General features: G+C 71.4%; 21 protein-coding genes and 2 pseudogenes. 9 read left to right on the top strand and 14 right to left on the bottom strand.

Annotation, left to right across the window (positions count from 1 at the left end; translation table 11 throughout):
- Nucleotides 1-135 precede the first annotated feature (135 nt).
- The 5 genes from ACLQ20_RS19330 to ACLQ20_RS19310 all read right to left on the bottom strand — a co-directional run bounded on the left by ACLQ20_RS19330 (nucleotide 136) and on the right by ACLQ20_RS19310 (nucleotide 3778).
- Nucleotides 136-1059, bottom strand: a complete 924-nt coding sequence (locus ACLQ20_RS19330) for a hypothetical protein (RefSeq protein WP_425857061.1) — start codon at nucleotides 1057-1059, stop codon at nucleotides 136-138.
- Nucleotides 1060-1064: 5 nt separating this feature from the next.
- Complete coding sequence (locus ACLQ20_RS19325; protein ID WP_425857058.1) at nucleotides 1065-2420, bottom strand: ATP-binding protein; 1356 nt, start codon at nucleotides 2418-2420, stop codon at nucleotides 1065-1067.
- A gap of 104 nt (nucleotides 2421-2524) precedes the next feature.
- A complete protein-coding gene (locus tag ACLQ20_RS19320) occupies nucleotides 2525-2761 on the bottom strand; it encodes a hypothetical protein (RefSeq protein ID WP_425857055.1) in 237 nt (78 codons plus the stop codon).
- Complete coding sequence (locus ACLQ20_RS19315) at nucleotides 2761-3036, bottom strand: hypothetical protein (protein WP_358167583.1); 276 nt, start codon at nucleotides 3034-3036, stop codon at nucleotides 2761-2763. Before ACLQ20_RS19315 ends, ACLQ20_RS19320 begins: the two co-directional genes overlap by 1 nt.
- A gap of 412 nt (nucleotides 3037-3448) precedes the next feature.
- Nucleotides 3449-3778 (bottom strand): hypothetical protein, encoded by a 330-nt coding sequence (locus tag ACLQ20_RS19310; protein ID WP_425857052.1) that lies wholly within the window; start codon nucleotides 3776-3778, stop codon nucleotides 3449-3451.
- Between the two features lie 252 nt (nucleotides 3779-4030).
- On the opposite strand from ACLQ20_RS19310, the gene ACLQ20_RS19305 reads away from it, so the two are divergent.
- Entirely contained in the window at nucleotides 4031-4870 is an 840-nt protein-coding gene (locus ACLQ20_RS19305) for a GntR family transcriptional regulator (RefSeq protein ID WP_425857048.1), read from the top strand.
- Between the two features lie 742 nt (nucleotides 4871-5612).
- On the opposite strand, the gene ACLQ20_RS19300 is transcribed toward ACLQ20_RS19305, so the two are convergent.
- Both ACLQ20_RS19300 and ACLQ20_RS19295 read right to left on the bottom strand, forming a co-directional pair.
- Entirely contained in the window at nucleotides 5613-6116 is a 504-nt protein-coding gene (locus tag ACLQ20_RS19300) for an NUDIX hydrolase (RefSeq protein ID WP_425857046.1), read from the bottom strand.
- Nucleotides 6117-6644: 528 nt separating this feature from the next.
- Nucleotides 6645-6929: pseudogene (locus tag ACLQ20_RS19295) on the bottom strand (hypothetical protein); the annotation flags it as partial.
- 202 nt (nucleotides 6930-7131) lie between these two features.
- Here ACLQ20_RS19295 and ACLQ20_RS19290 point away from each other — a divergent pair.
- Nucleotides 7132-7362, top strand: a complete 231-nt coding sequence (locus ACLQ20_RS19290; protein ID WP_425857043.1) for a GntR family transcriptional regulator — start codon at nucleotides 7132-7134, stop codon at nucleotides 7360-7362.
- A gap of 12 nt (nucleotides 7363-7374) precedes the next feature.
- Nucleotides 7375-7639, top strand: a pseudogene (locus ACLQ20_RS19285) (IS5 family transposase); the annotation flags it as partial.
- On the opposite strand, the gene ACLQ20_RS19280 reads toward ACLQ20_RS19285, so the two are convergent.
- The 4 genes from ACLQ20_RS19280 to ACLQ20_RS19265 all read right to left on the bottom strand — a co-directional run bounded on the left by ACLQ20_RS19280 (nucleotide 7623) and on the right by ACLQ20_RS19265 (nucleotide 10624).
- Nucleotides 7623-8225 carry a hypothetical protein gene (locus ACLQ20_RS19280; protein WP_425857040.1) on the bottom strand — a complete coding sequence of 201 codons (603 nt, stop codon included), beginning with the start codon at nucleotides 8223-8225 and terminating at the stop codon, nucleotides 7623-7625. The pseudogene ACLQ20_RS19285 and the gene ACLQ20_RS19280 sit on opposite strands and share 17 nt — an antisense overlap.
- A 435-nt stretch (nucleotides 8226-8660) precedes the next feature.
- Nucleotides 8661-9299, bottom strand: a complete 639-nt coding sequence (locus tag ACLQ20_RS19275; RefSeq protein WP_425857037.1) for an SAM-dependent methyltransferase — start codon at nucleotides 9297-9299, stop codon at nucleotides 8661-8663.
- Nucleotides 9296-10051 carry an HAD family hydrolase gene (locus ACLQ20_RS19270; RefSeq protein ID WP_192581254.1) on the bottom strand — a complete coding sequence of 252 codons (756 nt, stop codon included), beginning with the start codon at nucleotides 10049-10051 and terminating at the stop codon, nucleotides 9296-9298. The genes ACLQ20_RS19275 and ACLQ20_RS19270 overlap by 4 nt, the downstream gene beginning before the upstream one ends.
- Nucleotides 10052-10081: 30 nt before the next feature.
- Nucleotides 10082-10624 (bottom strand): DapH/DapD/GlmU-related protein, encoded by a 543-nt coding sequence (locus ACLQ20_RS19265; RefSeq protein WP_151452768.1) that lies wholly within the window; start codon nucleotides 10622-10624, stop codon nucleotides 10082-10084.
- A 108-nt stretch (nucleotides 10625-10732) separates the two neighbouring features.
- On the opposite strand from ACLQ20_RS19265, the gene ACLQ20_RS19260 reads away from it, so the two are divergent.
- Together ACLQ20_RS19260 and ACLQ20_RS19255 are read left to right on the top strand one after the other, a co-directional pair.
- The gene (locus ACLQ20_RS19260) at nucleotides 10733-11719 is read left to right on the top strand and encodes an L-threonylcarbamoyladenylate synthase (RefSeq protein WP_151452769.1); all 987 of its coding nucleotides are present in this window, start codon (nucleotides 10733-10735) and stop codon (nucleotides 11717-11719) included.
- Between the two features lie 140 nt (nucleotides 11720-11859).
- Nucleotides 11860-12279, top strand: a complete 420-nt coding sequence (locus tag ACLQ20_RS19255) for a CBS domain-containing protein (protein WP_425857033.1) — start codon at nucleotides 11860-11862, stop codon at nucleotides 12277-12279.
- Nucleotides 12280-12435: 156 nt separating this feature from the next.
- Here the strand turns inward: ACLQ20_RS19255 and ACLQ20_RS19250 are convergent, their stop codons facing one another.
- Both ACLQ20_RS19250 and ACLQ20_RS19245 read right to left on the bottom strand, forming a co-directional pair.
- Nucleotides 12436-13239 (bottom strand): MBL fold metallo-hydrolase, encoded by an 804-nt coding sequence (locus ACLQ20_RS19250; protein ID WP_151452771.1) that lies wholly within the window; start codon nucleotides 13237-13239, stop codon nucleotides 12436-12438.
- Nucleotides 13240-13330: 91 nt separating this feature from the next.
- Nucleotides 13331-17761 carry an HAD-IC family P-type ATPase gene (locus tag ACLQ20_RS19245; protein ID WP_425857029.1) on the bottom strand — a complete coding sequence of 1477 codons (4431 nt, stop codon included), beginning with the start codon at nucleotides 17759-17761 and terminating at the stop codon, nucleotides 13331-13333.
- A gap of 310 nt (nucleotides 17762-18071) precedes the next feature.
- Here ACLQ20_RS19245 and ACLQ20_RS19240 point away from each other — a divergent pair, with 310 nt between their 5' ends.
- The 3 genes from ACLQ20_RS19240 to ACLQ20_RS19230 all read left to right on the top strand — a co-directional run bounded on the left by ACLQ20_RS19240 (nucleotide 18072) and on the right by ACLQ20_RS19230 (nucleotide 20738).
- On the top strand, nucleotides 18072-19466 hold the full coding sequence (locus ACLQ20_RS19240; RefSeq protein WP_425857027.1) for an MFS transporter: 1395 nt from the start codon (nucleotides 18072-18074) through the stop codon (nucleotides 19464-19466).
- Between the two features lie 263 nt (nucleotides 19467-19729).
- On the top strand, nucleotides 19730-20506 hold the full coding sequence (locus tag ACLQ20_RS19235) for an SDR family oxidoreductase (protein WP_327030051.1): 777 nt from the start codon (nucleotides 19730-19732) through the stop codon (nucleotides 20504-20506).
- A 37-nt stretch (nucleotides 20507-20543) separates the two neighbouring features.
- The gene (locus ACLQ20_RS19230; protein ID WP_132235413.1) at nucleotides 20544-20738 is read left to right on the top strand and encodes a hypothetical protein; all 195 of its coding nucleotides are present in this window, start codon (nucleotides 20544-20546) and stop codon (nucleotides 20736-20738) included.
- A 109-nt stretch (nucleotides 20739-20847) separates the two neighbouring features.
- On the opposite strand, the gene ACLQ20_RS19225 is transcribed toward ACLQ20_RS19230, so the two are convergent.
- Nucleotides 20848-21048 (bottom strand): hypothetical protein, encoded by a 201-nt coding sequence (locus ACLQ20_RS19225; protein WP_358118828.1) that lies wholly within the window; start codon nucleotides 21046-21048, stop codon nucleotides 20848-20850.
- A 151-nt stretch (nucleotides 21049-21199) separates the two neighbouring features.
- Between ACLQ20_RS19225 and ACLQ20_RS19220 the strand changes: the two genes are divergently transcribed.
- A complete protein-coding gene (locus ACLQ20_RS19220) occupies nucleotides 21200-21748 on the top strand; it encodes a YbaK/EbsC family protein (RefSeq protein ID WP_151452791.1) in 549 nt (182 codons plus the stop codon).
- Nucleotides 21749-21826 lie beyond the last annotated feature (78 nt).

Raw genomic sequence — 21826 nt, 5'->3', positions numbered from 1 at the left:
ACTGCGCCAACGCCGCTTCACCGTCGTACGCCGGACGAGGTGGTGTTGCCATGGGGGTGTCTCCTCCGTAGACGGACCTGCCGTGCCCCAGGACGCGGAGCACGGCAGGCCAGAGCGAGCGAGAAGGTATGGAAATCAGTGCGTGTAGCCGTTGGCCGCGGCCGGGACGAACCGGTCAGCGACCTTTGACGCGATCGACGCCGGTAGCCGGGTGGCCTGTTGGATGTCGACGGCGGTCACCGGTCGATCCAGGTCCGCGACCAGTCGCCGGATCTGGGCTTGCATCCCGACCGGAATCCCCAACCCGTCCAGGGCCGGAGGCTCCACAGCGGCATCACTGACCTGCTCCACCCGGGGAACCGGGATCGAGGCCGGAACCTCAACCGGAGCGGGCGCCGCGACCGGGACCGATGCCGGGGTGACGGGTTCCGCGACGGCGGCCAACACGGTCACCGGAGCCGAGGCAGGGGCAGGGGCCGGGGCCGGCGTGTTCGTGGGAAGGGTGATGGCCCGTCGTGCTTGGGTGCAGCGTGCCTGCACGATCGGCATGACCTCGGCCAGGAAGAACACGAGAATCGGCACCATGAAGTGCGCGGCCAGCATTCCCGCGCTGATCCCGCCCTCACGAGGCATGATCGCCGGCACGACGTTCATGACGAGCGTGGAGCCGAGCAGGAACCGCTTCAGCCAGTCGACCGCCTTAGAGTCGATCTCGATCTCTCGGGCGATCATCGCGGCTTCCCATCGCAGGATCGTGATGAGGATCCCGACAAGGCACGGCTCGACTCCCCAGCAGCCCCACCACACCGGGTCAGCCGGGGTGAGGTGACCGGCTAGGAAGTCCTGAACGCCGGTGGTGGTGAACACCGACCCGACGGCCAGGAACAGCCACAGGCAGCGAGTCACGCTCACCCTCAGCCGCTCGATTTCCACGATGTCCAGCGCGGAATCCTGCTCCAGGTCGTGAAGCTGCCGGGCAACGTCGAGACGCTTGCTCAGCTTGCGGACCGGGCGGGGCTGCTTCGCGGGACGTGGCTTGTCGGTGTCGGGGTTGTTCACCGCGATCACCGGCCCGCCGCGGCGAGTTCGGTGTGGGGCCAGCCGGCGACCCGCACCAGCTCGCGGATGTCGGAGTCGTCGCAGTAGGCCGCCCGCACCCGCATCGGGGTCCGTGAACGCTGCTTGACCACGAAGCCGATACCGGCCGACTCCGGCACGTTCGGGATCTCGTCGGCGAGAGCGCCCCGGCGTCGCATGTCGTCTCCGAGCACCATGTCGACGTGTCCGGCCGACGTGGCCCGCAGGCACACCCGCAGACTGAACAGGTCACGCTGAGGGATCACGTCCTTGGTGGGCTCTTGAAGCGCGCCGATGACGCTGCCGCCCAGGGCGCGAGCCTGCGACAGGATCAGCGGCAACACCGCCTGGACGCCCTTGGTGAGTGACCGGTCGCCGTAGCCGGTCACCGCCCCCAGCTCATCGATCACCAGCAGATCCAGCGGGGTTTCGCGGGATAGCTCGAACGTGCGCCGGCCCTGCTCCGCCAAGGTCTTCTTGCGGGCCTGCATGGTGGCCCAGTACTCCTGGATGACCTCCACGATGTCGCCGTCAGTCTCGGCGTAGCGGTGCGACACCGGCCGCAGGGCGTTGAGTTCCGTGCCCTTGGGGTTGACCACGTGTACCCGCACCAGGCCGTCACGGATCAGCGGTGCACACGCCCGCGCCGCCATCCAGGTGACCGAGTTCTTGCCCGACCCGGTGGCGCCGGTGACGAGCCAGTGTTGCCCGATCAGCGGAGCGATCCAGTCGGTACCGTGCTCGGTCTCGCCCAGGTACACGTTCGCCAGGCTCACCGCGTCGGCGTCAGCCGGGATGTCCGGCGGGACGATCACCTCAGCGAACGGCTCGGACCGCTGCACGACCAGGGCGATAACCTGCGAGCGGACCCGCTCGACGCCCACCCGTTCCGCGTTCAACCCGACCGCCAGGGCTTCGGCCGCCTCCTCCCACACCTTCATGGTCTGCCCGAGGAGAAGCCGCACGTACACCGTCTCCGTCGACGGCGAGTGACTACGGATGCGGATGATCCGAGGAACGTTGACGGCTCCCGTTCGCCGGTTCACCGTGACCAAGCCGCATTCCTCGGTTACCCGGCTCCACCACGGACCGAGGTACGTCCGCGACAGCCACCGCCGACGTATCGCCCGCAGCTTCGGAGCCGCGAGCGCCGACCAGGAGTCCGGGTGACCCCGGTACCAGCCCACACCCGCCGCGAGCGCACCCGCCGCCACGCCACCCGTGGTCACCGGCCCGAGCTGCGCCACGCTGGCAGCCACCGCCGCCGGAGCAGCCACGAAACCCGGGTGCCGCGCCGCCCAACCCGCGACCTTCCATTCCCACCCCTGAGTACGCTTACCCATCTCCCGCACCTACCTTCATCAGTACTTCGATTGCAATTGTTTTTGGGTAGAGGAAAGGCCCGGATCGGATTGCCAATCCGGGCCTTTCCATTGAGCAATTTTCGTTAGCGCACCGCCGCGAGCATCTGCTTCGCGCGCGTCGTGGACTCCTTTGCCTCCCGCGTCTCGTCCATCCACGGCGCGGCCTCTTCGAGTAGCACCAGCAACACCGCGACCGCCCGACGGAGATCGTCGTAGTGCCGCATGTACCGATACCGTTCCGGCATTCCCTTCATCGAAGAGCGCATCAGCCGCATGGCCTTGTCGATACCGTCGTAGGTGTCGCTAATCTGGTACGACATCAACTCACCTTCCAGGGCTTGGCGACCAAATCCGCTTCGTACGTCTTCACTCGCGTGTGGAACGCCCTCAGCGCCTCTGCCGCCTGCTTGTGCGCGTCTTCCAGCTCCTCCACCCGGGCCGCGAACTGGTACAGCGTTCCCGGGGGAGGCTCGCACCCCTTGATCAGGCTCTTTGCGCCGTCCAGCAGCATCGACAGCCCTTGGACGTTGCCCATCAGCGCCTCATACCGAGACCTGCCGGTCAACGACTTCACGATCTCCGGCACCAAATCCATGCCTCTCCTTCCGGTCTCCGCACCACCATCGGTGGGCACCACCCGTCCCCGGAGAAGCGCTCCAAGGGACGGATAGAAGCCACCGACCGGCGACTACTCCCGACCGGACAGACGCCACACCCGCCGCAACCGACGTCCCTCACGACGAATAAGACCGACGTTCAGAGAAACCGACAGCAACAGCAAGCCGATAAGAATCAATTCGAAGTCCGACATGACAACCCCCTTTCCATGCATCGAAAAGCTAGATAGCAACAATGGGTCTGCTTTAGGCAAGGTTCTATCCACTGTGCAATTATCAATGAACGAGCAGTCAAGAGTGAAGTCCGCGGTCGGACCGCATTGCCTTGACAAAGTGCCCCGACCCGACTCGAACGGGTCACCCACCAGAAAGGGGCGGGGCCAAAGACTCTTACGCGCCGACCGGCTTGAGAGCCTGCGCCTTCCACGACAGACCCGACCGGCCCTCGTTCTCCCAGTGCGACACCGTCGGCCCAACCAGCTCGACCAGGTCGCCCTCCTCGATCCCCTCCGGGGCGATCGAAAGAGTCACCTTCAGTTCCTCACCCTTGCCCCGGTAGCCGTCCTCCGTTGCCAGCGGCTTGGCGAACACGCCCACGACGTACAGCGGGTCATCGGTCCCGTAGGCGGTCTTCACCCTGCCCTCCTGGTCCGTCTTGATCGACGCCTCCTCCACCACCCGCAGCTTGAAGCCAGCCAGGTTCACCGGGATGTTCCGCATCTCGCCGCTCTCCTTTGTTTTGTCGCGCGGGTGTCGCTCCTGCGCCTGGTGGGCACGTTGGCCCGGATACCTACTTGCTGTCCGATGTAACAGAGCGGATCAGCTTGGAGCAGAGGCTAACAGTTTGATTCAGAGTGAGTCAACAGATACACTCAGTTTCACGAAAGTTGCCCGCTGACCTGCGAGGACACCGGCGCGGGGGTCGACTCAGACGCCCTCACGGTCCTCAGCCCGCCGAGAGAAGGAGCCCCGATGAGCACTGACCCAGGCCCACGCGAGGAGCTACAGCGAGGGACGTCCGCGCTCGTCATCGCACAGGCCATCCGGAACGACATCCAAGCCGGAAGGCTGGCGCACGGTCGGCAACTGCCCGGCACCAGGAGCCTCGCCCAGTCCTGGGGTACGAGCGTCGCCACGATCAATCGAGCGATGGCGATGCTGGCCGAAGAGGGGCTTGTGGTCAACCGAGCACGGTCAAGCAGGATCGTTCACAACCCCGCAGGAGCGACGAACCAGCGAGGCCCCCGCGTGATCCTCGTTGGAGGGTATCCAGGCTCAGGGAAGACGGAGCTTGGCCGCATCATCGCCTGCCAAACAGGCTGGGCAATTCTCGACAAAGACACAACAACCCGTCCCGTGGTTGAGGCTGCGTTGGAACGCTTGGGGCACTCGCCCCATGACCGGGAGTCGGAGACATATCTAACAGTCATTCGACCCGCCGAGTACGAAGCCTTGATGGCGGCCCTGGCCGAGAACTTGCAGTGCGGAGCGTCTGTAGTCGTGACCGCGCCTTTCGTGAGGGAGCTGAGCGACGAGGCATGGTGCGACCGACTCGCGGCGACCGTGGCAGCACACAACGGGAGCCTTCAAGTCGTCTGGGTCTACTGCGACGCCATCACCATGCACACCTACATTCGTCGTCGCGGCGCCGCACGAGATGACCACAAGCTTGCCAACTGGACCGATTATCTAGATCAGCTTGACTTCAAGTTCGCACCAAAGTCGGCGCATGTCCGACTCGACAATTCCGCTGGCGCAAGACCACTTCAGGAGCAGGCTAAAGACCTGCTCGACAAAATGGTTGAACAATGAGAAGGGGCCTAATCCTCTACGGTGCTCCTGCAAGCGGAAAGGACACAATCACCGCTGAACTAGTCGCCCGATATCCTCAGTTTGAGCACTTCAAGCGGTTGAAGTGCGGCCCCGGAAGGACGCGCGGATATCGGATGATCAGGCCAGATCAAGTAGATGCCCTGCGGCAAACGCGGGGGGCAATCTTATGGGAGAACGCTCGATACGGCGCAACATACTTCGTTGACCGCTTCGGGCTTGAGCAGTTATGGGAGTCAGGTCGGGTGCCAGTTGTGCACCTTGGCCAAATCGAGGCGCTTGGAGCTGTAGCGGATGGCACCGAAGCGAACTGGACTGTAGTCGAGCTACACGCCCGTCCGGCCGTACTCGCTAAGCGCATCCAGTCACGGGGCACCGGGGACGAGAGCCAACGTCTCACGGTTGTCGAGCAAACGCTTCGCCTGCCGGTCGCAGATATGCGAATCGACACTGAGGCCGTGTCAGTTCACGAAGCGGCTAATGCCATCGAGCGGTGTATGCAAGATCGGCCGTAACGCATTGGCCATCACGTTTCTAAATGGCGGGATCGTATGATGCCTGGTCTCGGACCATACTTGACGCATCGGCCTCACATGATGCCGGTACGTGATCACGTCAAGGCTGACCGACCAGCGGTCTGGAGGGACGGCGACCGCGGCGCCGCAACCGCTCGTAGCCGATGAGCGGGTGCCTGACTAACAAGTACGGGCTGTGCCTGCCGAGATCAGAATCGAGCTGGTAGCCAGTCGTACGTTCGCCCCGGTGCGGCAAACCATGTCGGCGCGTCATCATCGAGAGCAGTGTCGATGCGGAATCGGTCTACCGCGTCGAGGTTCGGCAAATCTTCAAGGCTATACCACGCAACGGCTGAGGATTCTTCGTCATTGACCACAGCGTGACCACCGGTCGCCCTGCAGCGGAACCACACTGTCAGGTACTGGCAGAGGTCGCCGTGGGGATAAGCGACCTCGCGAAGCATCACCCCAGCAAGGCGTTCAACGGCGATGCGCACTCCGGTCTCTTCGTACACCTCGCGCACCGCCGCATCTGCTGGCTGTTCGCCCGGGTCGATTGCTCCCGCTGGCAAGGCCCATTTTCCAGTATCGGCGCGGCAGCCTAGGAGAACGCGTCCGCTGTCGTCAACGACGACGGCACACGCGCTCGGCAGCATGAGCAGATCCTTGCCCACGTGCCTGCGAAGGTTCGCCACGTACTCGGAGATGGCCATTCGCAAGATCGTAGACGGACGGTCGGCGGCCTCGTAGCTCCGTGCATGGTTGGAGCGCAGCGTGTTCAGACTTTCTTTACTTGGTCAAGGGCGGGCCTGCGGCCCGCCGCCGTGTTCGCGCCGGGGCGCGCGTGCGGCCTGGCGGCCGGTCACGCCCCGGCGCACGGCGTATCAGAGGAAGCCCTTGACAGCCTCAGTGCAGCTCCCCCGGCCGACCGGGCTAACCCTCGTGTACCCCGGCGTCAGAACGGGCCGCCGCCGGGGACTGAGCACCGAGAATGACCCGCAGGGCAGGACCGGCAAGCCCCAAGCATGGGGGCAGCGTCGCGGGTGCCGAGCACATGACCCCCCGTGCCGGCCGCGACCGAGTCCGGGTCAGGTCAAAACCTTCGCCTGGAAGGGGGTGGGTAGCCGCCGGGGTCGAGGCGATCGGCCAGGAGCCGACTCCGCGGCTGGTCCCGTTTTAGGTCAAGAGCGCCGCTGTGGCGGTGTCCGCTGGGTGCCGGACCGTGACACGAAAGCCGACTCCGACCCCAGGCGCCCATCAGATCGACGGGCAGAGTGCAGGCCGGCCAGCCGGACGAAGATCTCCCGCTTGTCGACAGCGTTGCCCCGCTCATCGAGTTGGTAGCCCGTCAGCCACACCCAGCCCGGATATGTCGGCTTCGGGCACACCGAGATCACCCGGAACATGAACCGCGGCTGTCGTGCGAACTGCACCGACGCTTCCCGGTCGATCCACAGCTCATCACCAGGCTTGGGCGAGCGAGGTTGCGGCTTGGCCCACGTGCGGCCGTGCTGTTCGGCAGGCATCAAGGCCCTTCCTGCTCGAAGGTTGCCCTGCCCGACCGAGTCGGAGGAGCCCCGGCCGGGCAGGGATGCCGCCGCACCGGGGCGAGTTCGGATCCTCTACGACCAGCACAGCGGGTAACCGCACCATATCCCAGCCGGTTCATGGTGGTCCATGGTCTACCAAGCCTGACCAGTGCCGTCCCTGCCCAAATACTGTCGAGACGTGATCGACCCCGAAGGGCCGGTGCCGGTCTACCAGCAGTTGGCGACGATCCTGCGCGAGCAGATCGAGCGCGGAGACCTGCCGCCCAACCGACCGATCCCGAGCGTGGCCCGACTTCAACAGGAGTACGGCCTGGCGCGCGGCACCATCCTGCACACGGTCCGGGTGTTGGTCGCTGAGGACCTGGTCTACGTCGTGCCCGGGAAGGGCACGTTCGTCAAGCCGCACTGAGCAGGCCGCCGACGAACGAACCGGGCCTACCTGCGTCGGCGGGGCATCGCCGCGACCATACCGAGCAAGGCCGACCAGGACGCCCACCGGCGGGCCAAGGAATCCAACGGCGGCCGGCCACCAGCCTTCGACCCGCACGTCTACCAGCAACGTCACGCCGTGCAGTGCGGTATCAACCGCCTCAAGCGCAACCGGGCCGTGGCCACCCGCTTCGACAAGCTCGCACGTGCGCTACGAAGCCACCATCCACCTCGCGGCCGTCAACGAGTGGCTGTGATCGGATTCGACACCATATGGGGTGGGGGCTCACACGCTCGCTGCCATGGGCCGCCCTGAAGAGCGAGGGGATAGCTTGTCCGTCGGATCCGGTGGTCGACTGTCTGTACGGAGAAGCTGACATGCAGCGGCTCCGATGTGAACGCGGTTGCGCACTTGAGCGTGACCTCGACGTCGATCCAGCCCATTCCACCCGGGCGGACCAGCCGGGACTGGCCTGTGCCGCGTAACAGGACGCCTGGTCTGCGTGCCTCTTCTACCTGCACTGTGATGGGCGCCGGACCGGCGTTGACCAGCACCAGCTGCGCGTCGAGTCGCACGGTCTCAACGCCGTTCGAACCCCTCCAATTGTTGGACGAGCCTGGCAAGGCCACCAGTGTGACGACGCTGGCCTTGGTCCGTTCCTCGCGAGAGCTTCGCACTTCGGCGCCGCCGACGCTGCCGAGCGCCATGCCGACTACCAAGGCAACGATCAGGTAGGCAGCACCCTTCCGCCTAGGCCTCGCTCCGGCGGAGCGGCCCTCGTCCGAGCCACCAAGCTGAACGCCAGACAGATCCAAATCGATGACTCCATCGCCCACCGTCATGACGAAAGACTAGATGTTGATCTTGCCGGAGTGTGGTCAGCGAGGCCGGATTGCCTTGGCATCAGGCCCTCGCCGACTTCGACACAGGCCCGAGCGCACCTGTGCACGCCATGACGACGAGGGGCAGGAGAACCCAGGGCCAGCGTTTCGAGAGGGCTTCCCGCTTCACGTCAGGCACTCTAGTGATCTTGAGCGGCCTTTATCAAGTTCGATGCTCTGGCATGATCATCGGGCACAGATCCGGCACAACTGAGCCCGGAAACGCCTGTAAAACGTCGAGAGGTGCTGAGGGCTCCAGCCCTGATCAGGGGCCAGATCTGCCCGTTTGCAGACGATCTCCGCCTGGCCTACGGCATTAGGGGTTCGAGTCCCCTGGGCTCCACCAGCACTTTCCTTGGTTGATCTCGTTCCTGACGCTCGCGACAGCATCACCGGTCAGCGCAGGAAGGTGAAGAGCGTTCCCGTGGCGTCCAGAGGTCGCGGTGTGCCCTCGAACCGGTGGACGCCGACGGAGAACCGCACGTCGGCCGGAGCGTGGAACGCCTCCTCCACGAAGCCGGCGTCGCGAAACCACCCCCGTACGGCCGGCGTGAGGTCCGGTGCCCGCCGTGCCCGGGTCCAGATCACGGTGGCACCCGCCGCGCAGAGCTGGGGCAGGGCGGCGACCGTCCGCTGCACGTCGGCGTCCGGGATGTTGCCGAAGACTCCGACCATGAGCACCAGGTCGGCCGGAACCGTCCCGGCGTAGGAGGAGAGCTGGCCCGCGTCCGCCTGCCTGACTACGAGGTAGGAGAGGCCGGCCCGGTCGGCGGCGGCCCGCGCGGCGGCCACGTTGCCGGCGTCGTACTCGAGCAGGGTCACGTGCATGCGCGGGGAGGCGGGCCGTGCGGCGAGGACGCCGATGAGGTCGTGGCCCTGCCCCGCGCAGGCGCTGACCACCGTCAGCCGTTCCTCGGAGCGCTTGTCGAGCCACGACGCGATGTGCTGCTGCACCAGCCGCAGCCGACGTGACAGCGGGGAGTCCACGTCGGCGTACGGCTCGTGCCACGCCTGCCAGGCGGTACCGCCGGTCACGGGCGGGCGTGCTCACGCAGCAGCGCGAGGAGCCCGTGGCCGTCCTCGATCCGCGCGTCCGGTTCGACTCCCGGGAGCGCCGGTTCCCGGTCGGTGCGGGGCGAGCGCATCAGGATCGCGGCGCCCGTGCCGGCGCGACGGGCGCACACGACGTCGCGGTGCACGGTGTCGCCGACGAACCAGCAGTCGCCGATCGGCACCGTGATGGCGCGTGCCGCCAGCAGCGCCAGTTCCGGGTTCGGCTTCCGGGGCCCGGCCTCGTCGCTGTAGAACTCGGCCCCGAACAGCCCGGAGAGCCCCGCGGCGGCCAGGAAGTCCCGGTGGGCGGCGCCGCAGAGCGTGTTGCTGACGACCGCCATCGGCAGGCCGGCGTCGGCGGCGTGCCGCAGGGCCTCGCCGATGCCGGGACGCACCGCCCACTCCCGGCGCCAGGTCCAGGCGTACGCCAGCGGGGTCGCCTCCCGCTCGACGGCGGCGCGGGCCTCCTGCGGCCAGGACCGGGTCACGAAGTCGGCCCACACCTGGGCGTGCGGCAGCTCGACCGGGTCGTCCGTCCTGCCCACGTCGTCGCGCCACAGGGCGTAGGCCCGCGAACCCTCGCCCAGGTCACGGGTGATCTGCTCGTCCGGTACGGCGCCGTCGACGAGTTCGGCGAGGCGCCGCACCAGACCCGGCGGGGCCGGCGGTTGGGGTGGCGCGTCGGCCAGGACGCCGCCGAAGTCCAGCAGGAGAGCCCGAGGGGGACGAAGCATGCCCGTCATCCTCGCGCACCGGGACAGGCGTCACCACTGTCGATACACGGTCGCCTTGCCGCCCGTCACCAGGCTGGCCGGCGGTACGTCCTCGGCCACGACCGCGCCGGCGGCGACCACCGCGTCCCGGCCGATGCTGACGCCGGGGAGGATCGTGGCACCGGCGCCGATCCACACGTTCTCCGCCACGTCGATGGGCCCTCCGCTGAGCCAGCCCCGTCGCTCCTCCGGATCGACCGGGTGGCCGACGGTGATGAAGGTGGCCTTCGGTCCGACCATCACTCCCTGACCGAGCCGGATGCCGGCGTAGTCCAGGAACGTGCAGTTCTGGTTGACGAACACGCGTTCCGCGAGGTCCAGGCGGAGGCCGTGGTCGGTGTAGAAGGGTGGATAGATCGTGACTCTCTTCGGCAGCGGCCTGCCGAGGATCTGTGCGAACAGCTTCGCCTTGCCCGCCTCGTCCTCGAAGGGCAGGACGTTCAGACGGGAGGTGAGCTCGGTGACCCGCAGGACCCGCTCGGCCATGGCCTGGAACTCGGGGCTGTGGATACGCATCAGACGGTCGCTGGACACGCCACGATCCTTCCTGTCGGCTCACGCGTGGGCGCGGCCGGCGCAGGGCACCGCGGTTCCGCCCGGCCGCCCACGAGCCGCCCGCCCCGGCAGGTTAGCGTCGGAGGCGTGACCACCGGATCCCCACGCGTGCTCCCGGCCGACAGCGGCATCGCCGAGGCGGCCTCCGTCCTGCGTACCGGCGGGTTGGTGGCCTTTCCCACCGAGACCGTCTACGGGCTCGGCGCGAACGCGTTGGACGCCCGGGCCGCCGCCCGGATCTTCGAGGCGAAGGCGCGGCCCAGCTTCGATCCGCTGATCACGCACCTCGCGGACGCGGCCGAGCTGGAGAAGCTGGTCGGGGCGGTGCCGGCGGCGGTGACGGCGTTGGCCGAGCGCTTCTGGCCCGGGCCGCTCACGCTGATCGTGGACCGGCCGGCGGCGATCCCGCCGATCGTCACCTCCGGGCTGGCGACGATGGCGGTCCGCGTGCCGGACAACGCGTACGCGCGGGCGCTGATCGCCGAGGCCGGGGTGCCGGTGGCGGCGCCCAGCGCGAACCGGTTCGGCCAGCTCAGCCCGACGCGGGCGGAGCACGTGGTGCGGGGCCTGGGTGCCGCCGTGGACGTGGTGCTCGACGGTGGGCCGACGCGGTGCGGCATCGAGTCGACCATCGTGGACGCCCGGGGCGGGCGGCCGGTGGTGCTGCGCCTCGGCGCGCTGCCCGTGGAGGCGCTGGAGGAGGCGGCCGGCCCGGTGACCGTACGCCCGGGCAGCTCCGGTCAGCCCGTCGCGCCCGGCACGCTGGCGGCGCACTACGCCCCGCGTACGCCGCTGCGGTTGGCCTCGGGCGGCGAGCCGCCGGCGGCCGACGGGGTCCGGCGCGGCTTCCTGGCCTTCCGGGACCGGCCGGCGGGCGACTGGGCGGCCGTGGAGGTGCTCTCCGCCGCCGGCGACCTGACGGAGGCCGCCGCGCGGCTGTTCGACGCGCTGCACGAGCTGGACGCCGCCGGGGTCGGCGAGATCCTGGTCGAGCCGGTTCCCGAGGTGGGCGTCGGCCGCGCGGTCAACGACCGGCTGCGCCGCGCCGCCGCCACCTGGCACCCGACGGCCTGACGCGGGCACCCGGGTCGGGCGGCGCCGCCTCCCGGCGGGCGCGAACGCTGTCGGTGCCGGCGGTTTCTCCCGGGCGCATGGGCCGGGAGGACGGGGGTAGGAGAAACGGCAACGACCCCCTGGAAGTGAGGTGTCAGCCAGTGCCGACCGCACGCGAGATCATGACGAACGACGTGACCTGCATCCGTGAGCAGGACGACCTCAGGACGGCCGCCAAGCAGATGGCCCAGCTGGGCGTCGGCTCGCTGCCGATCTGCGGGGACGACAACCGGCTCAAGGGAATGCTGACCGACCGCGACATCGTGGTGAAGGTCCTCGCCGAGGGCCGCGACCCGGGCGGCGTCACCGCCGGTGAACTCGCCCAGGGCGAGGCGGTGACGATCGGCGCCGACGACGACGCGGCGGAGATCCTGCGGACCATGAGCCAGCACAAGGTGCGCCGGCTGCCGGTGATCGACGGGCACGAGCTCGTCGGCATCGTGGCCGTCGCCGACGTGGCCCGCTCCCTGCCCGAGCGCCCGGTGGGGGACCTCATCGAGGCCATCTCCGAGCGCGTCTGACCGCACGTCACGACCGATCGCCGCCCTCCGGCTCCGGCTGGGAGGCGGCGATCGGCGTACGCGGGGCACCGACGGGCCGGATGCGCGGGAGGCGGCCCTGGGCCGGATGCGCGGGAGGAGACGCCGACGGGACCGGATGGGCCGGGGGCCGGCGGCTCAGTCCGGCGGGGTCAGCGGGACGGTCTCGCCGCGGGCGATGGTGCGGACGGTTCCGGCGAGGCCGCGCCGCCGGGCCTCCGCCACGAAGTGGCCCAGCGGCGAGCGGAACACCGGATAGTCGTCGTAGTGGATCGGCACGGTGAGCTTCGGCCGGACCAGCTCGACGAGGTCGGCGCCCTGCCGCGCGTCCATGGTGAGCAGGATGCCGGCGATCCGGGTGCCGCCGAGGTGGATCAGCATCGCGTCGATGTCCGGGTACCGCTCGGGGATCTCGGCCAGCATCGGCCGGTTGAGCGTGTCGCCGGTGACGTAGAGGCGGAACCGGCGGCTGCCGTCACGTTCCAGGTCGATCATCGTGCCCATCACGTCGGGCATCAGCAGGTCCAGCGCGCCCGGCCCGTGCCTGCCCGGCATCGAGGTCAGCCGCAGCGTCTCGCCGTCGCGGCGCAGCTCCCGGGAGTTCCAGGTGGGCAGCCCCTCGGCGGCCCGGAAGCCCCAGCGGCGCAGCTTCCGCTCGGCGGCGGGAGTGGTGACGATGGGCAGCTCCCGGTCGAGTTCCCGGCGGGCCACGCGGTCGAAGTGGTCGCCGTGCAGGTGGGAGAGGACGACCGCGTCCAGCGACGGCAGTTGGGCGATCCGCAGCGCCGGGTCGGTGCGCCGTCGCGACCAGAGCCCCTTGCCCAGGTACGCGCGTTGGCCCCGGTGCAGGAAGTTCGGGTCGGTGAGCAGGGTGAACCCGCCGATCCGCAGCACCGTGGTGGCGGTGCCGATGAACGTGACCTCGGGCTGCGTCGTCGACATGTGCACCTCCACCGGTAGCCCTACCCGTGATCGGCGGGCCCATTCCGGCCGGGGTCACGGCGTGCTGGTCGACTGCGGTCGCCGAACCCGGTCAGGCCTGTTCGTCGTCCGTGCCGGACCCGGAGCCGGGCAGGCGCTCCACGAGGCGGGTGAGCGCGCCGTTGGCGAAGGTGGCACCGAGCGCGGAGCCCGTCGCGATGGTCCAGCCGACCGGGCCGAGCGGTGTGCAGCCGAAGAAGTGGCTGACCCCCGGTGTCTGGACGACCACCACCAGCGCCCCGAGCGACGCGGCGGTGGAGGCCAGTACGGCCGGGCTGGTGCCGCCGGCCAGCACCGTCTGCCCGAGCTGGGTGCCGACCAGCGAGACCAGTGCGACGGTGCCCGCCCGCCTGCGTCGCCCGGTGTAGCGGGCCAACGTCCAGCCAGCGGTGGCGCCCAGCGTCGTGGCGGCGGCGCGCAGCCCGATCTCCCGGGTCATCGTCTCGCCCAGCGACGTGTCGGGGCCCTCCCGGAGCAGGCCGTCGGCGTGGTCCGCGTCGGGTGGCCGGATCGCGATCGCCAACGCCGGTGCCAGGTCGGTGAGCAGGTTGACCAGGAGCAGTTGCCGGCCGGTGAGCGCCGAGCGGCCGGTCGCGGCGGCGGTCAGCACGCTGAACGCGATCTCGCCGAGGTTCCCGCCGACCAGGATGCTGAGCGCGTGGCGTACCGAGGACCACATCGCCCGGCCCTCGACCAGGGTGGCGATGATGGTCTCCAGCCGGTCGTCGGTGACCACCAGGTCGGCCGCCGCCCGGGCCGCCGGGGTGCCCCGCTGACCGAGGGCGATGCCCACGTCGGCCAGCCGGATCGCCGCGGCGTCGTTGGCGCCGTCGCCGGTCATCGCCACCGTACGTCCGCACCGCTGCAACGCCTGGATGATCCGGACCTTGTGCGCCGGGGTGCACCGGGCCACCACGTCCGTGGCGGCGAGCCGCGCGGCGAGGGCCTCGTCGTCGAGCTGGTCGAGTTCCGTCGCGGTGACGACCCGCTGCTCCTCGTGGTCGCTGATGGTGGCCGCGATCGCCTCGGCGGTCGCCGGATGGTCACCGGTGATCATGATGGTGTGCACGCCGGCCTGGCGGATCCGGCGCACGGCGGGGGCGGCGCTCTCGCGTACCCCGTCGGCGAGGGCCAGGAAGCCGACGAAGGTCAGGTCGTGCACCTGATCGTCGGTGACTCCGGGCGAGGAGACCCGGCATTCGGCCACGGCGAGGATGCGGTGTCCCGCCCCCGCCCGGTCGGCGAGCACGGCGTGCAACCCGCCTCGGCCCTCGTCGTCGAGGGGCTCGTCGCGTCCCCCCGGCGTACGCCAGCTTGAGCACCGGGGCAGCACCGACTCCGGCGCCCCCTTCACGCTGAGCAGCAGCCGGTCCCCGGTCCGGCCGACGGTGGCGTGGTAGCCGCGGGACGGCTCGAACGGCAGCCCACCCACCGGCTCCCATCCCTGGGCGCCGGTCTGCTCGGTCACCCCGGCGGCCTGCGCGCCGGACCGGACCGCCCGGTCGGTCTGCTGGGCCAGGTCGTGGGGGTCGTCGGCGCCCGGGGTGGCGCGCAGCGCGGCCGAGAGGGTGCGCAGCAGGCCGTCGTCGAGGCGGTCGACCGGTGCGTACCGGCCGTCGTCGCCGACCCCGGCGAGCATCAGCTGCCCCTCCGTGAGGGTGCCGGTCTTGTCGAAGCAGAGCACGTCCACCCGCCCGAGCGTCTCGATGGTGCGCGGGTTGCGGACCAGCGCGCCGTGCTCCGCCAGCCGCCGTGCGGCGGCGAGCTGTGCGGCGCTGACCAGGAAGGGCAGCCCCTCCGGGACGGACGCGACGGCCAGGTTCGCGGCGGTCGCGGCGGTCTGGGCCAGGGGTACGCCCCGAAGCAGGCCCGCGCCGGCCACCGCCACCGCCGAGCCGGCGGCCAGTGGGATCGCCGCCCGGGTCAACCGGCCCAGCCGTGCCTCCACACCGCTCGACGGCGGGGCCTGCCGGGCCATCGCCAGGCTCCGCCCCGCCTCGGTGCCCGCACCCGTCGCGACCACCACCGCCGTTCCGTGGCCGGCGGCGACGCTGGTGCCCTCGTAGAGCATCGACCGCCGGTCGGCGACAGCAGCGGCGACCACCGGCTGGTCGGTCTTGCCGACCGGCAGCGACTCGCCGGTGAGCGATGACTCGTCCATCTCCAGCCCGGCCGACTCCAGCACCCGGCAGTCGGCCGGGACGGCGTCCCCCGATTCGAGGAGGACGACGTCCCCCGGCACCAGGTCCTCGGCCGGCAGGATCCGCTCCGCGCCGTCGCGGCGTACCCGGGCGGTCACCGCCGAGCGGGACAGCAGTTCGGCCAGCGACCGCTCGGTGTTGTGCTGGTGCACCGCCCCGAGCAGCGCCGAGCCGCCGACCACGCCGCCGACCAGGGCGGCGTCGACGGGCGAGCCGAAGGTGGCCGAGAGCACCGCCCCAGCGGCCAGCACCGGGGTGAGCGGGTTGGCCAGCTCGTCGACGAAGGCGCGGAGCAGCCCCGTCGGCCCCGAGGGCCGGGCCTCCCGGTTGCCCCGGCGGCGTTCGGCCTCGTCGGTGGCGAGCCCGTCCGGGCCGGTGTCGAGCTGGTTGAGCACGGTGGAGGACGGCATCAGGTGCCACGCGGTGATGTCGGGCGCCGGGGAGTTCGCCGGGCCGGGCAGCCGGTGCGCCCGCAGGACGCCGTGGGCGAAGGCCAGCGCCGCCGCCCCGTTCACGGCCATGAGGGCGCGTCCGGGCAGCCGCTCGCGGGGGGCGGTGAGCGCGTTCAGCGCGCCGAGGCCGGTGCCGGCCATGGCCAGGCCGATGCTCTGCCGGGCCATCCGACGGGCCACCCCGGCCGCCTCGACCACCAGCGCCGCCACCCGCAGGTCGGCGCCGACCAGCAGGTGCGCGCCCCAGGGCGGCAGGTCCTCGAAGGCGGCGATCCCCAGCCCGCAGTCGGCGGCGCCGAGCGCGGCCCGGTCACCGGAGACCACCATCACCACGGCCCCGTCGCGTTGCAGCTCCCGCACCGACTCGACCAGCCGGTCGCGGCCGGGCAGGTGGGCGTCGGCGAAGTCGTACCGCCGCTCGTCGTCGCCGGCCACGACCAGCCGCAGGCCGGCCCGGCGGGCGGCGGCCGGCAGCGCGTCGACGCCCGGCGCCGGCTCCGGCTCGACCCGCAGTACGGCGGCGAGGGTGTCGCCGTCGGCCAGGCCGAGCACGGGGGCGCCCGCGTCGCGCAGCCGCCGGCTGTCGTCGGTGTCGCCCGGGTCCTCGACGTCCAGCGCGTCCAGCGGCCCGAGCCGCCAGCCGTCGGCGTGCCGCAGCTCACGGGGCGCGGCGGGGTCGAAGAGGGCGAACGCGCGCGCCGCCACCCGCCCGGTGTCCGCACCGGCCAGTGGCGCCAGGTCCGCCAGCACGCCCCGGTCGGAGCCGAGTACGGCGGCGTCCAGCAGCAGGGTGTCGATCCGGTCGAGTTCGCGCAGCACGCTGCGGTCCATCGCGATCACCCCGCGCCGGGCGAGGATCAGGCCGAGCTGCGCGGCATAACCCTCGCGCCCGCTGCCAGGAGCCTTGGGCAGCGTGGAGAGGCCCAGCGCGGCGGCCCGCTTCCCACCCACGACCGGCGTCGCGGCGGCCGCCGCCACGGCGCCCGCGTCGAGCGTCCGGGCCACGTACCTCTCGACGGGGCCGTCCGGCTTCGGCCGGGGGCGCTCGATCTTCGGCACGGAGGCGGCGGCCCGCTCCGGATGCCCGGTCAGCCGAGGCTCGGCCTGTTCCCACGCGCGGAGCTGGGCGCGCGCCTCGCCCCACTGCACCACCCGGTGCGCGCTGTCGAGCACGAGCCCGGTCCAGCTACCCGTGAGGCCCTGCACCACCGCCTCGGCGAGCGGGAACAGCAGTTCGGCCCGGGGGTCGGCACGCAGCCCCCGGTCCGCCAGCGCGTGCAGCCTCGGGTGCAGGTCGACCGCGCCGAGCAGCCCGGCGACCTCCCCGGGCACCGGCGTGAACGGCAGGATCCGGGTGGCGGCGGAGAGGGTCAGGCCCAGGGCGTCGGAGGCCAGCGCGCCGAGGGTGCGCGGCGTGCGCGGCCCCTCCTCGGGCGGGTGCGGCGGCGGGATCTCCGGGTCCGGCTCGTGCGGACAGGTGTGTTCGGTGCGGGCGACGGTCGCGATGAGGTCCCGCAGGGCGGGCTCCGGCGTACCGACGGCGACGACCACCCGGCCGGACGGGGCGTTGACCCGCGCCCACTCCACGCCGGGCATCCGCTCCAGCGCCGCCTCGACCTGCCGCGCGAGGACGTCGCCGCCGTCCTGGCAGACCCCGAGCACCTCGATGTGGTGCCGCCCGGGGCGGGACCAGACCCGACGCCGGCCCAGCCCGGCCGCCCGCGCCAGCCGGGCCGCGACGGCACCGACGTTCCGGGACGCCTCGCCGACGACCGGCGGCACCGTCACCGGCGGAAGGAGCCGGCCGGCGGTGCGGACCAGTGAGATCATCGAGGCGTACGACCGGACAGGCGCCGGTCAGGCCCCTCGCTGCCGCTGCTCCCGCCGTACGCCATCTCGCCTCCCACGCCTGAAGCTCCGGCGGCCTGGCTTCCCGGCTGATCGTCCGTTATGCGCTCCGAGCAGCGGAAGTTCCCCGGATGGGCCGGAGAGAGTCGGGTCTCCCTTGACCTGAAGCCGGGTTGAGGTCCGAGGCTTGTCGCATGCTGATCGAACTGCTCCGCTGCGAGACGGGTCCGTCGGACCCGCGGGCCCGCCTCGGCCACCGACCGTTGTGGCTGCCGGGCGCGGCGGGCCGGAGGTGACCGGAACGGCGACGCACGCCGCCCCGGTCGCCGACGAGGCCGGGCTCTTCGCGCCCCGGCTGCGCGCGATGACGGTGGGCAGCGTCGCGCTGATCTCGCTGCTCGCCTTCGAGGCGCTGGCGGTGGGCACCGCCATGCCGACCGTCGCCCGCAACCTCGACGGGCTGGCCCTCTACGGGATCGCCTTCGGGGGGCCGTTCGCCGCCGGCGTGCTCGCCATGGTCGCCTCCGGCATCTGGTGCGACTCGCGGGGCCCCCGGGCGCCGATGTGGCACGGGCTCGGCTGGTTCGTGCTGGGGCTGGTGCTCGCCGGTGGCGCCACCACCATGGGCGTCCTGGTCGCCGGCCGGATCGTGCAGGGCCTCGGCTCCGGCCTGCTCTCGGTGGCGCTCTACGTGATCGTCGGGCAGGCGTACCCGGAGGCGCTGCACCGGCGGATCTTCGCGGCGTTCGCCGCCGCGTGGGTCGTACCGTCGCTGGTCGGGCCGGCGCTGGCCGGCCTGATCGTGGAACACCTCGGCTGGCGCTGGGTCTTCCTGGCGGTGCCGGTGGTGGCGGTGCCGGCGGTGCTGCTGATCCACCCCGGCCTGCGGGCGATCGGCGTGCCCCCGGTGACCCGGTTGCCGTCGGGCGCGGCGGCCCGGATCGGCTGGGCCTGCGGGGCGGGGGTGAGCGCCGCACTGTTGCACATCGGGGGGCAGCAGCGCGGCGCTGCCGCCGTCGGGCTGGTGGCCATGGCGCTGATCGGGCTGCTGGTCTGCGCGCCCCGGCTGCTGCCGGCCGGGTTTCTGCGCGCCGGCCGGGGCCTGCCCACGGTGATCGGGCTGCGCGGTCTCGCCTCGGCCGCGTTCGTGGGCGCGGAGGTGGTGATCCCGCTGATGCTCTCGCGGGAGCGCGGGCTGTCGCCGACCGCCGCCGGCCTGGTCCTGACCACGGGCGCGCTCGCCTGGTCGGCGGGTTCCTGGTTGCAGGTGCGGATGCCGCCGCCGCGCTCCCGGGCCACCCTGCCGAGGGCGGGGCTGACCTGCATCGCCGCCGGTACGGCCGTGGTCACGCTCGCTGTCGCGCCGGCGGTGCCGGTCTGGGTCGGCGTGCTGGGCTGGGCCGGCGCGGGTCTCGGCATGGGGCTGCTCTATCCGTCGTTGTCGGTGCTCACGCTGGAGCTGTCCGCTCCCGGCGAGCAGGGCCGCAACAGCTCCTCGCTGCAACTGGGCGACTCGCTCTTCGCAGCGACCGTGCTGGCGCTCACCGGCGCGGTGCTCGCGGCCGGTGCGGCCCCGGGACCGGCCAGCTACGCCGGCACGCTCGCGGTGGCCTCGGGGCTGGCCCTGCTGGGTGTCGTGCTCGCCGGCCGGGTGGTGCCCGGCGCGTCCGGGATCCGCGCCGGCTGACCGCCCGCCGGGTGCCCGACTCCGGCACGGCCGGCGGCGATGTGCCGATCCGGTCCGGTGGCGGCCGTCGGCCCGGGAGGATGGGCGGGCGATGAACTTCCTGACCATCCTGCCGATGGCCGTGGTGCTGACAGCGGCCGACCTGCTCCGGTGAGCCGAGCTGTCGCGGTGAGCCGTCGCACAGCCGGTCACACGCGTGGGCCGGGCGCCGTCACCACCACTGTCGCGTGGCGGGCGCGCGACGGCCGGAGAGGGAGGGAACCATGCGGGTGCTGGTCACCGGGGCGGGCGGTCGGCTCGGGCGGGTGGTGCTGCCCCGGCTGCGTGCCGAGGGTTGGGACGTGCGGGCGACGAGCCGGCGGGCGCGTACCGGCTCGTGGGTGGTCGCCGACCTGGCCACCGGGGAGGGGGTGGTCGAGGCGGTGGCCGGCGTGGACGCCGTACTGCACCTGGCTTCGGCACCGAACCGGGGGCGGCAGACCCACCGGGTCGACGTGCTCGGCACCCGCCGGCTGGTCGTCGCCGCCGGGCAGGCGGGCGTACGGCACCTGGTCTACGTCTCGATCGTCGGGGTGGACCGGGTGCCGATCCCCTACTACCGGCACAAGCTCGCCGCCGAGCAGGTCGTGGCGGCCGGCACGGTGCCGTGGACGGTGCTGCGGGCGACCCAGTTCCCGGAGTTCCTCGACGGGCTGCTGCGCGGGGCGAGCCGCCTCGGCCCGGTGATCGGCGATCCGGCCGTACTCGCCCAGCCGGTGGATCCCGGCGAGGTCGCGGACCGCCTCGTCCGGCGGCTGACCGCCGGCCCGCTGCACGGCATCGAGGAGTACGGCGGCCCGGAGGTGCTCCGCTTCGACGACGCGGCCCGCGCGTGGACGGCCGCCCGGCGGTCCCGCCGTCCGCTGCTCCCGGTCCGGATACCCGGTGGGATCGGCCGTGCCCTGCGCTCGGGCGGCCTGGTCACCGAGGCGACCCCGAAGGGCGTCCGGACCTGGGCCGACCACCTCGCCGACACGTACGGGGGAACGGGCGCAAGATGAACGGCCTGCGCGTTCACGTCCGGCCTACCGTGACGCCATGTTCGCCATGGTCGCCACCGTCATCCTGTACGTCGCCGGTTTCGTCTTCCTCTACGGCGTGATCCGGCTCGCCATCCGCCACGCCCTGGAGGAGATGGAGGTGCGCCGGGTCCAGGCCGAACGGGCGGAGGAACTGGCCTCCGTCCGGGACCGCGCGCTGCTCCGCGAGAACGGCTTCCTCACCGGCAACTGACCGGCCCGTCCCGACCGGCCCGGGGTTTTCCGTTCGACCGGCCCGTCCCGACCGGCCCGTCCCGGCGGTCCGGGAGGGCGGTCCGGGACGGGGCCGGTGCTCCGGGTGGCTAGAAGTCGGCGGCCACGGCCAGGTTGAACTTGTCGACGGCGGCCTTCTTCTCCTCCGGGAGCGCCTCGACGTCGATCCGGTCGGTCTCGCCTCTCCCGTCGTGGGTGTCGACACCCTTGAGGAGGTGGTCGACGATGGAGTTCGCCTCGTCGGTGGTGAAGCCTGCGTCGGTCAGGATGTGCAGCGGAAGTTCACTCATGCCGATCGCCGGTACCCGGCATCACCCGCTTCCACACGCCGTCGGCACCCGTCTCCGGATCGATAGGGGTGACCCCCTGTCGACGACGGTTCCGCCCGCTGGTCAGGTGGTGGAACGCCGGGCCCGGGCGGGTGCGAGGATCGCAGGCGTGATGGGGACGCTGAAGACCGAACCTGCCCGCAGTCGGCTCGACCTGCTCGCTCCGCCGGTCGCCGCCGCCGTCGGGCAGTGGCCCGCCGAGGCGCCGGTGGACGTGGACGACGTGCTGGTGGCGCCGATCGACGCCGAGCTGGCCGACACGGCCGCCTTCTGCGCCGCCTACGAGGTGGGGCTGGACGAGTCGGCCAACTGCGTGGTGGTGGCCGGCAAGCGCGAGGGGGTCGTGCGCTACGCGGCCTGCGTCGTGCTCGCCACCACCCGCGTCGACGTCAACGGGGTGGCCCGCCGCGCGCTCGACGTGCGGAAGGCGAGCTTCGCGCCGATGGCCGAGGCGGTGGAGCTGACCGGCATGGAGTACGGCGGCATCACCCCGATCGGCCTGCCGGAGCAGTGGCCGATCCTGGTCGACGCGCGGGTGATCGCCGCCCCGCACGTGATCATCGGGTCGGGCGTACGGCACAGCAAGATCGCGCTGCCCGGGCCGGCGCTCGGCGCGCTGCCCGGCGCGCGCGTGGTGGAGGGGCTGGCCAGGCCGGCCTGACCGGTGACGGACGTCGATGTCGTTGCACGTGAAACATCACCCATGTCGATGTCCGTCGTCGGGGGCGGCCCCACCGCC

This window comes from Micromonospora sp. DT46 (assembly GCF_049841735.1).
Lineage (GTDB): Bacteria > Actinomycetota > Actinomycetes > Mycobacteriales > Micromonosporaceae > Micromonospora > Micromonospora reichwaldensis.
Note: the sequence above shows the minus strand (reverse complement) of the source record. Positions and strands in the feature narration are given on the sequence as shown.

Excerpts from the sequence above, each read along its gene's own strand:
- ACLQ20_RS19280 (WP_425857040.1), bottom strand. The coding sequence starts at position 8,225 with ATGACGGTGGGCGATGGAGTCATCGATTTGGATCTGTCTGGCGTTCAG.
- ACLQ20_RS19220 (WP_151452791.1), top strand. The coding sequence starts at position 21,200 with ATGGGGACGCTGAAGACCGAACCTGCCCGCAGTCGGCTCGACCTGCTC.
- ACLQ20_RS19270 (WP_192581254.1), bottom strand. The coding sequence starts at position 10,051 with ATGCTTCGTCCCCCTCGGGCTCTCCTGCTGGACTTCGGCGGCGTCCTG.
- ACLQ20_RS19225 (WP_358118828.1), bottom strand. The coding sequence starts at position 21,048 with ATGAGTGAACTTCCGCTGCACATCCTGACCGACGCAGGCTTCACCACC.
- ACLQ20_RS19300 (WP_425857046.1), bottom strand. The coding sequence starts at position 6,116 with ATGGCCATCTCCGAGTACGTGGCGAACCTTCGCAGGCACGTGGGCAAG.
- ACLQ20_RS19235 (WP_327030051.1), top strand. The coding sequence starts at position 19,730 with ATGCGGGTGCTGGTCACCGGGGCGGGCGGTCGGCTCGGGCGGGTGGTG.
- ACLQ20_RS19310 (WP_425857052.1), bottom strand. The coding sequence starts at position 3,778 with ATGCGGAACATCCCGGTGAACCTGGCTGGCTTCAAGCTGCGGGTGGTG.
- ACLQ20_RS19230 (WP_132235413.1), top strand. The coding sequence starts at position 20,544 with ATGTTCGCCATGGTCGCCACCGTCATCCTGTACGTCGCCGGTTTCGTC.
- ACLQ20_RS19305 (WP_425857048.1), top strand. The coding sequence starts at position 4,031 with ATGAGCACTGACCCAGGCCCACGCGAGGAGCTACAGCGAGGGACGTCC.
- ACLQ20_RS19250 (WP_151452771.1), bottom strand. The coding sequence starts at position 13,239 with ATGTCGACGACGCAGCCCGAGGTCACGTTCATCGGCACCGCCACCACG.
- ACLQ20_RS19315 (WP_358167583.1), bottom strand. The coding sequence starts at position 3,036 with ATGGATTTGGTGCCGGAGATCGTGAAGTCGTTGACCGGCAGGTCTCGG.
- ACLQ20_RS19325 (WP_425857058.1), bottom strand. The coding sequence starts at position 2,420 with ATGGGTAAGCGTACTCAGGGGTGGGAATGGAAGGTCGCGGGTTGGGCG.
- ACLQ20_RS19320 (WP_425857055.1), bottom strand. The coding sequence starts at position 2,761 with ATGTCGTACCAGATTAGCGACACCTACGACGGTATCGACAAGGCCATG.
- ACLQ20_RS19245 (WP_425857029.1), bottom strand. The coding sequence starts at position 17,761 with ATGATCTCACTGGTCCGCACCGCCGGCCGGCTCCTTCCGCCGGTGACG.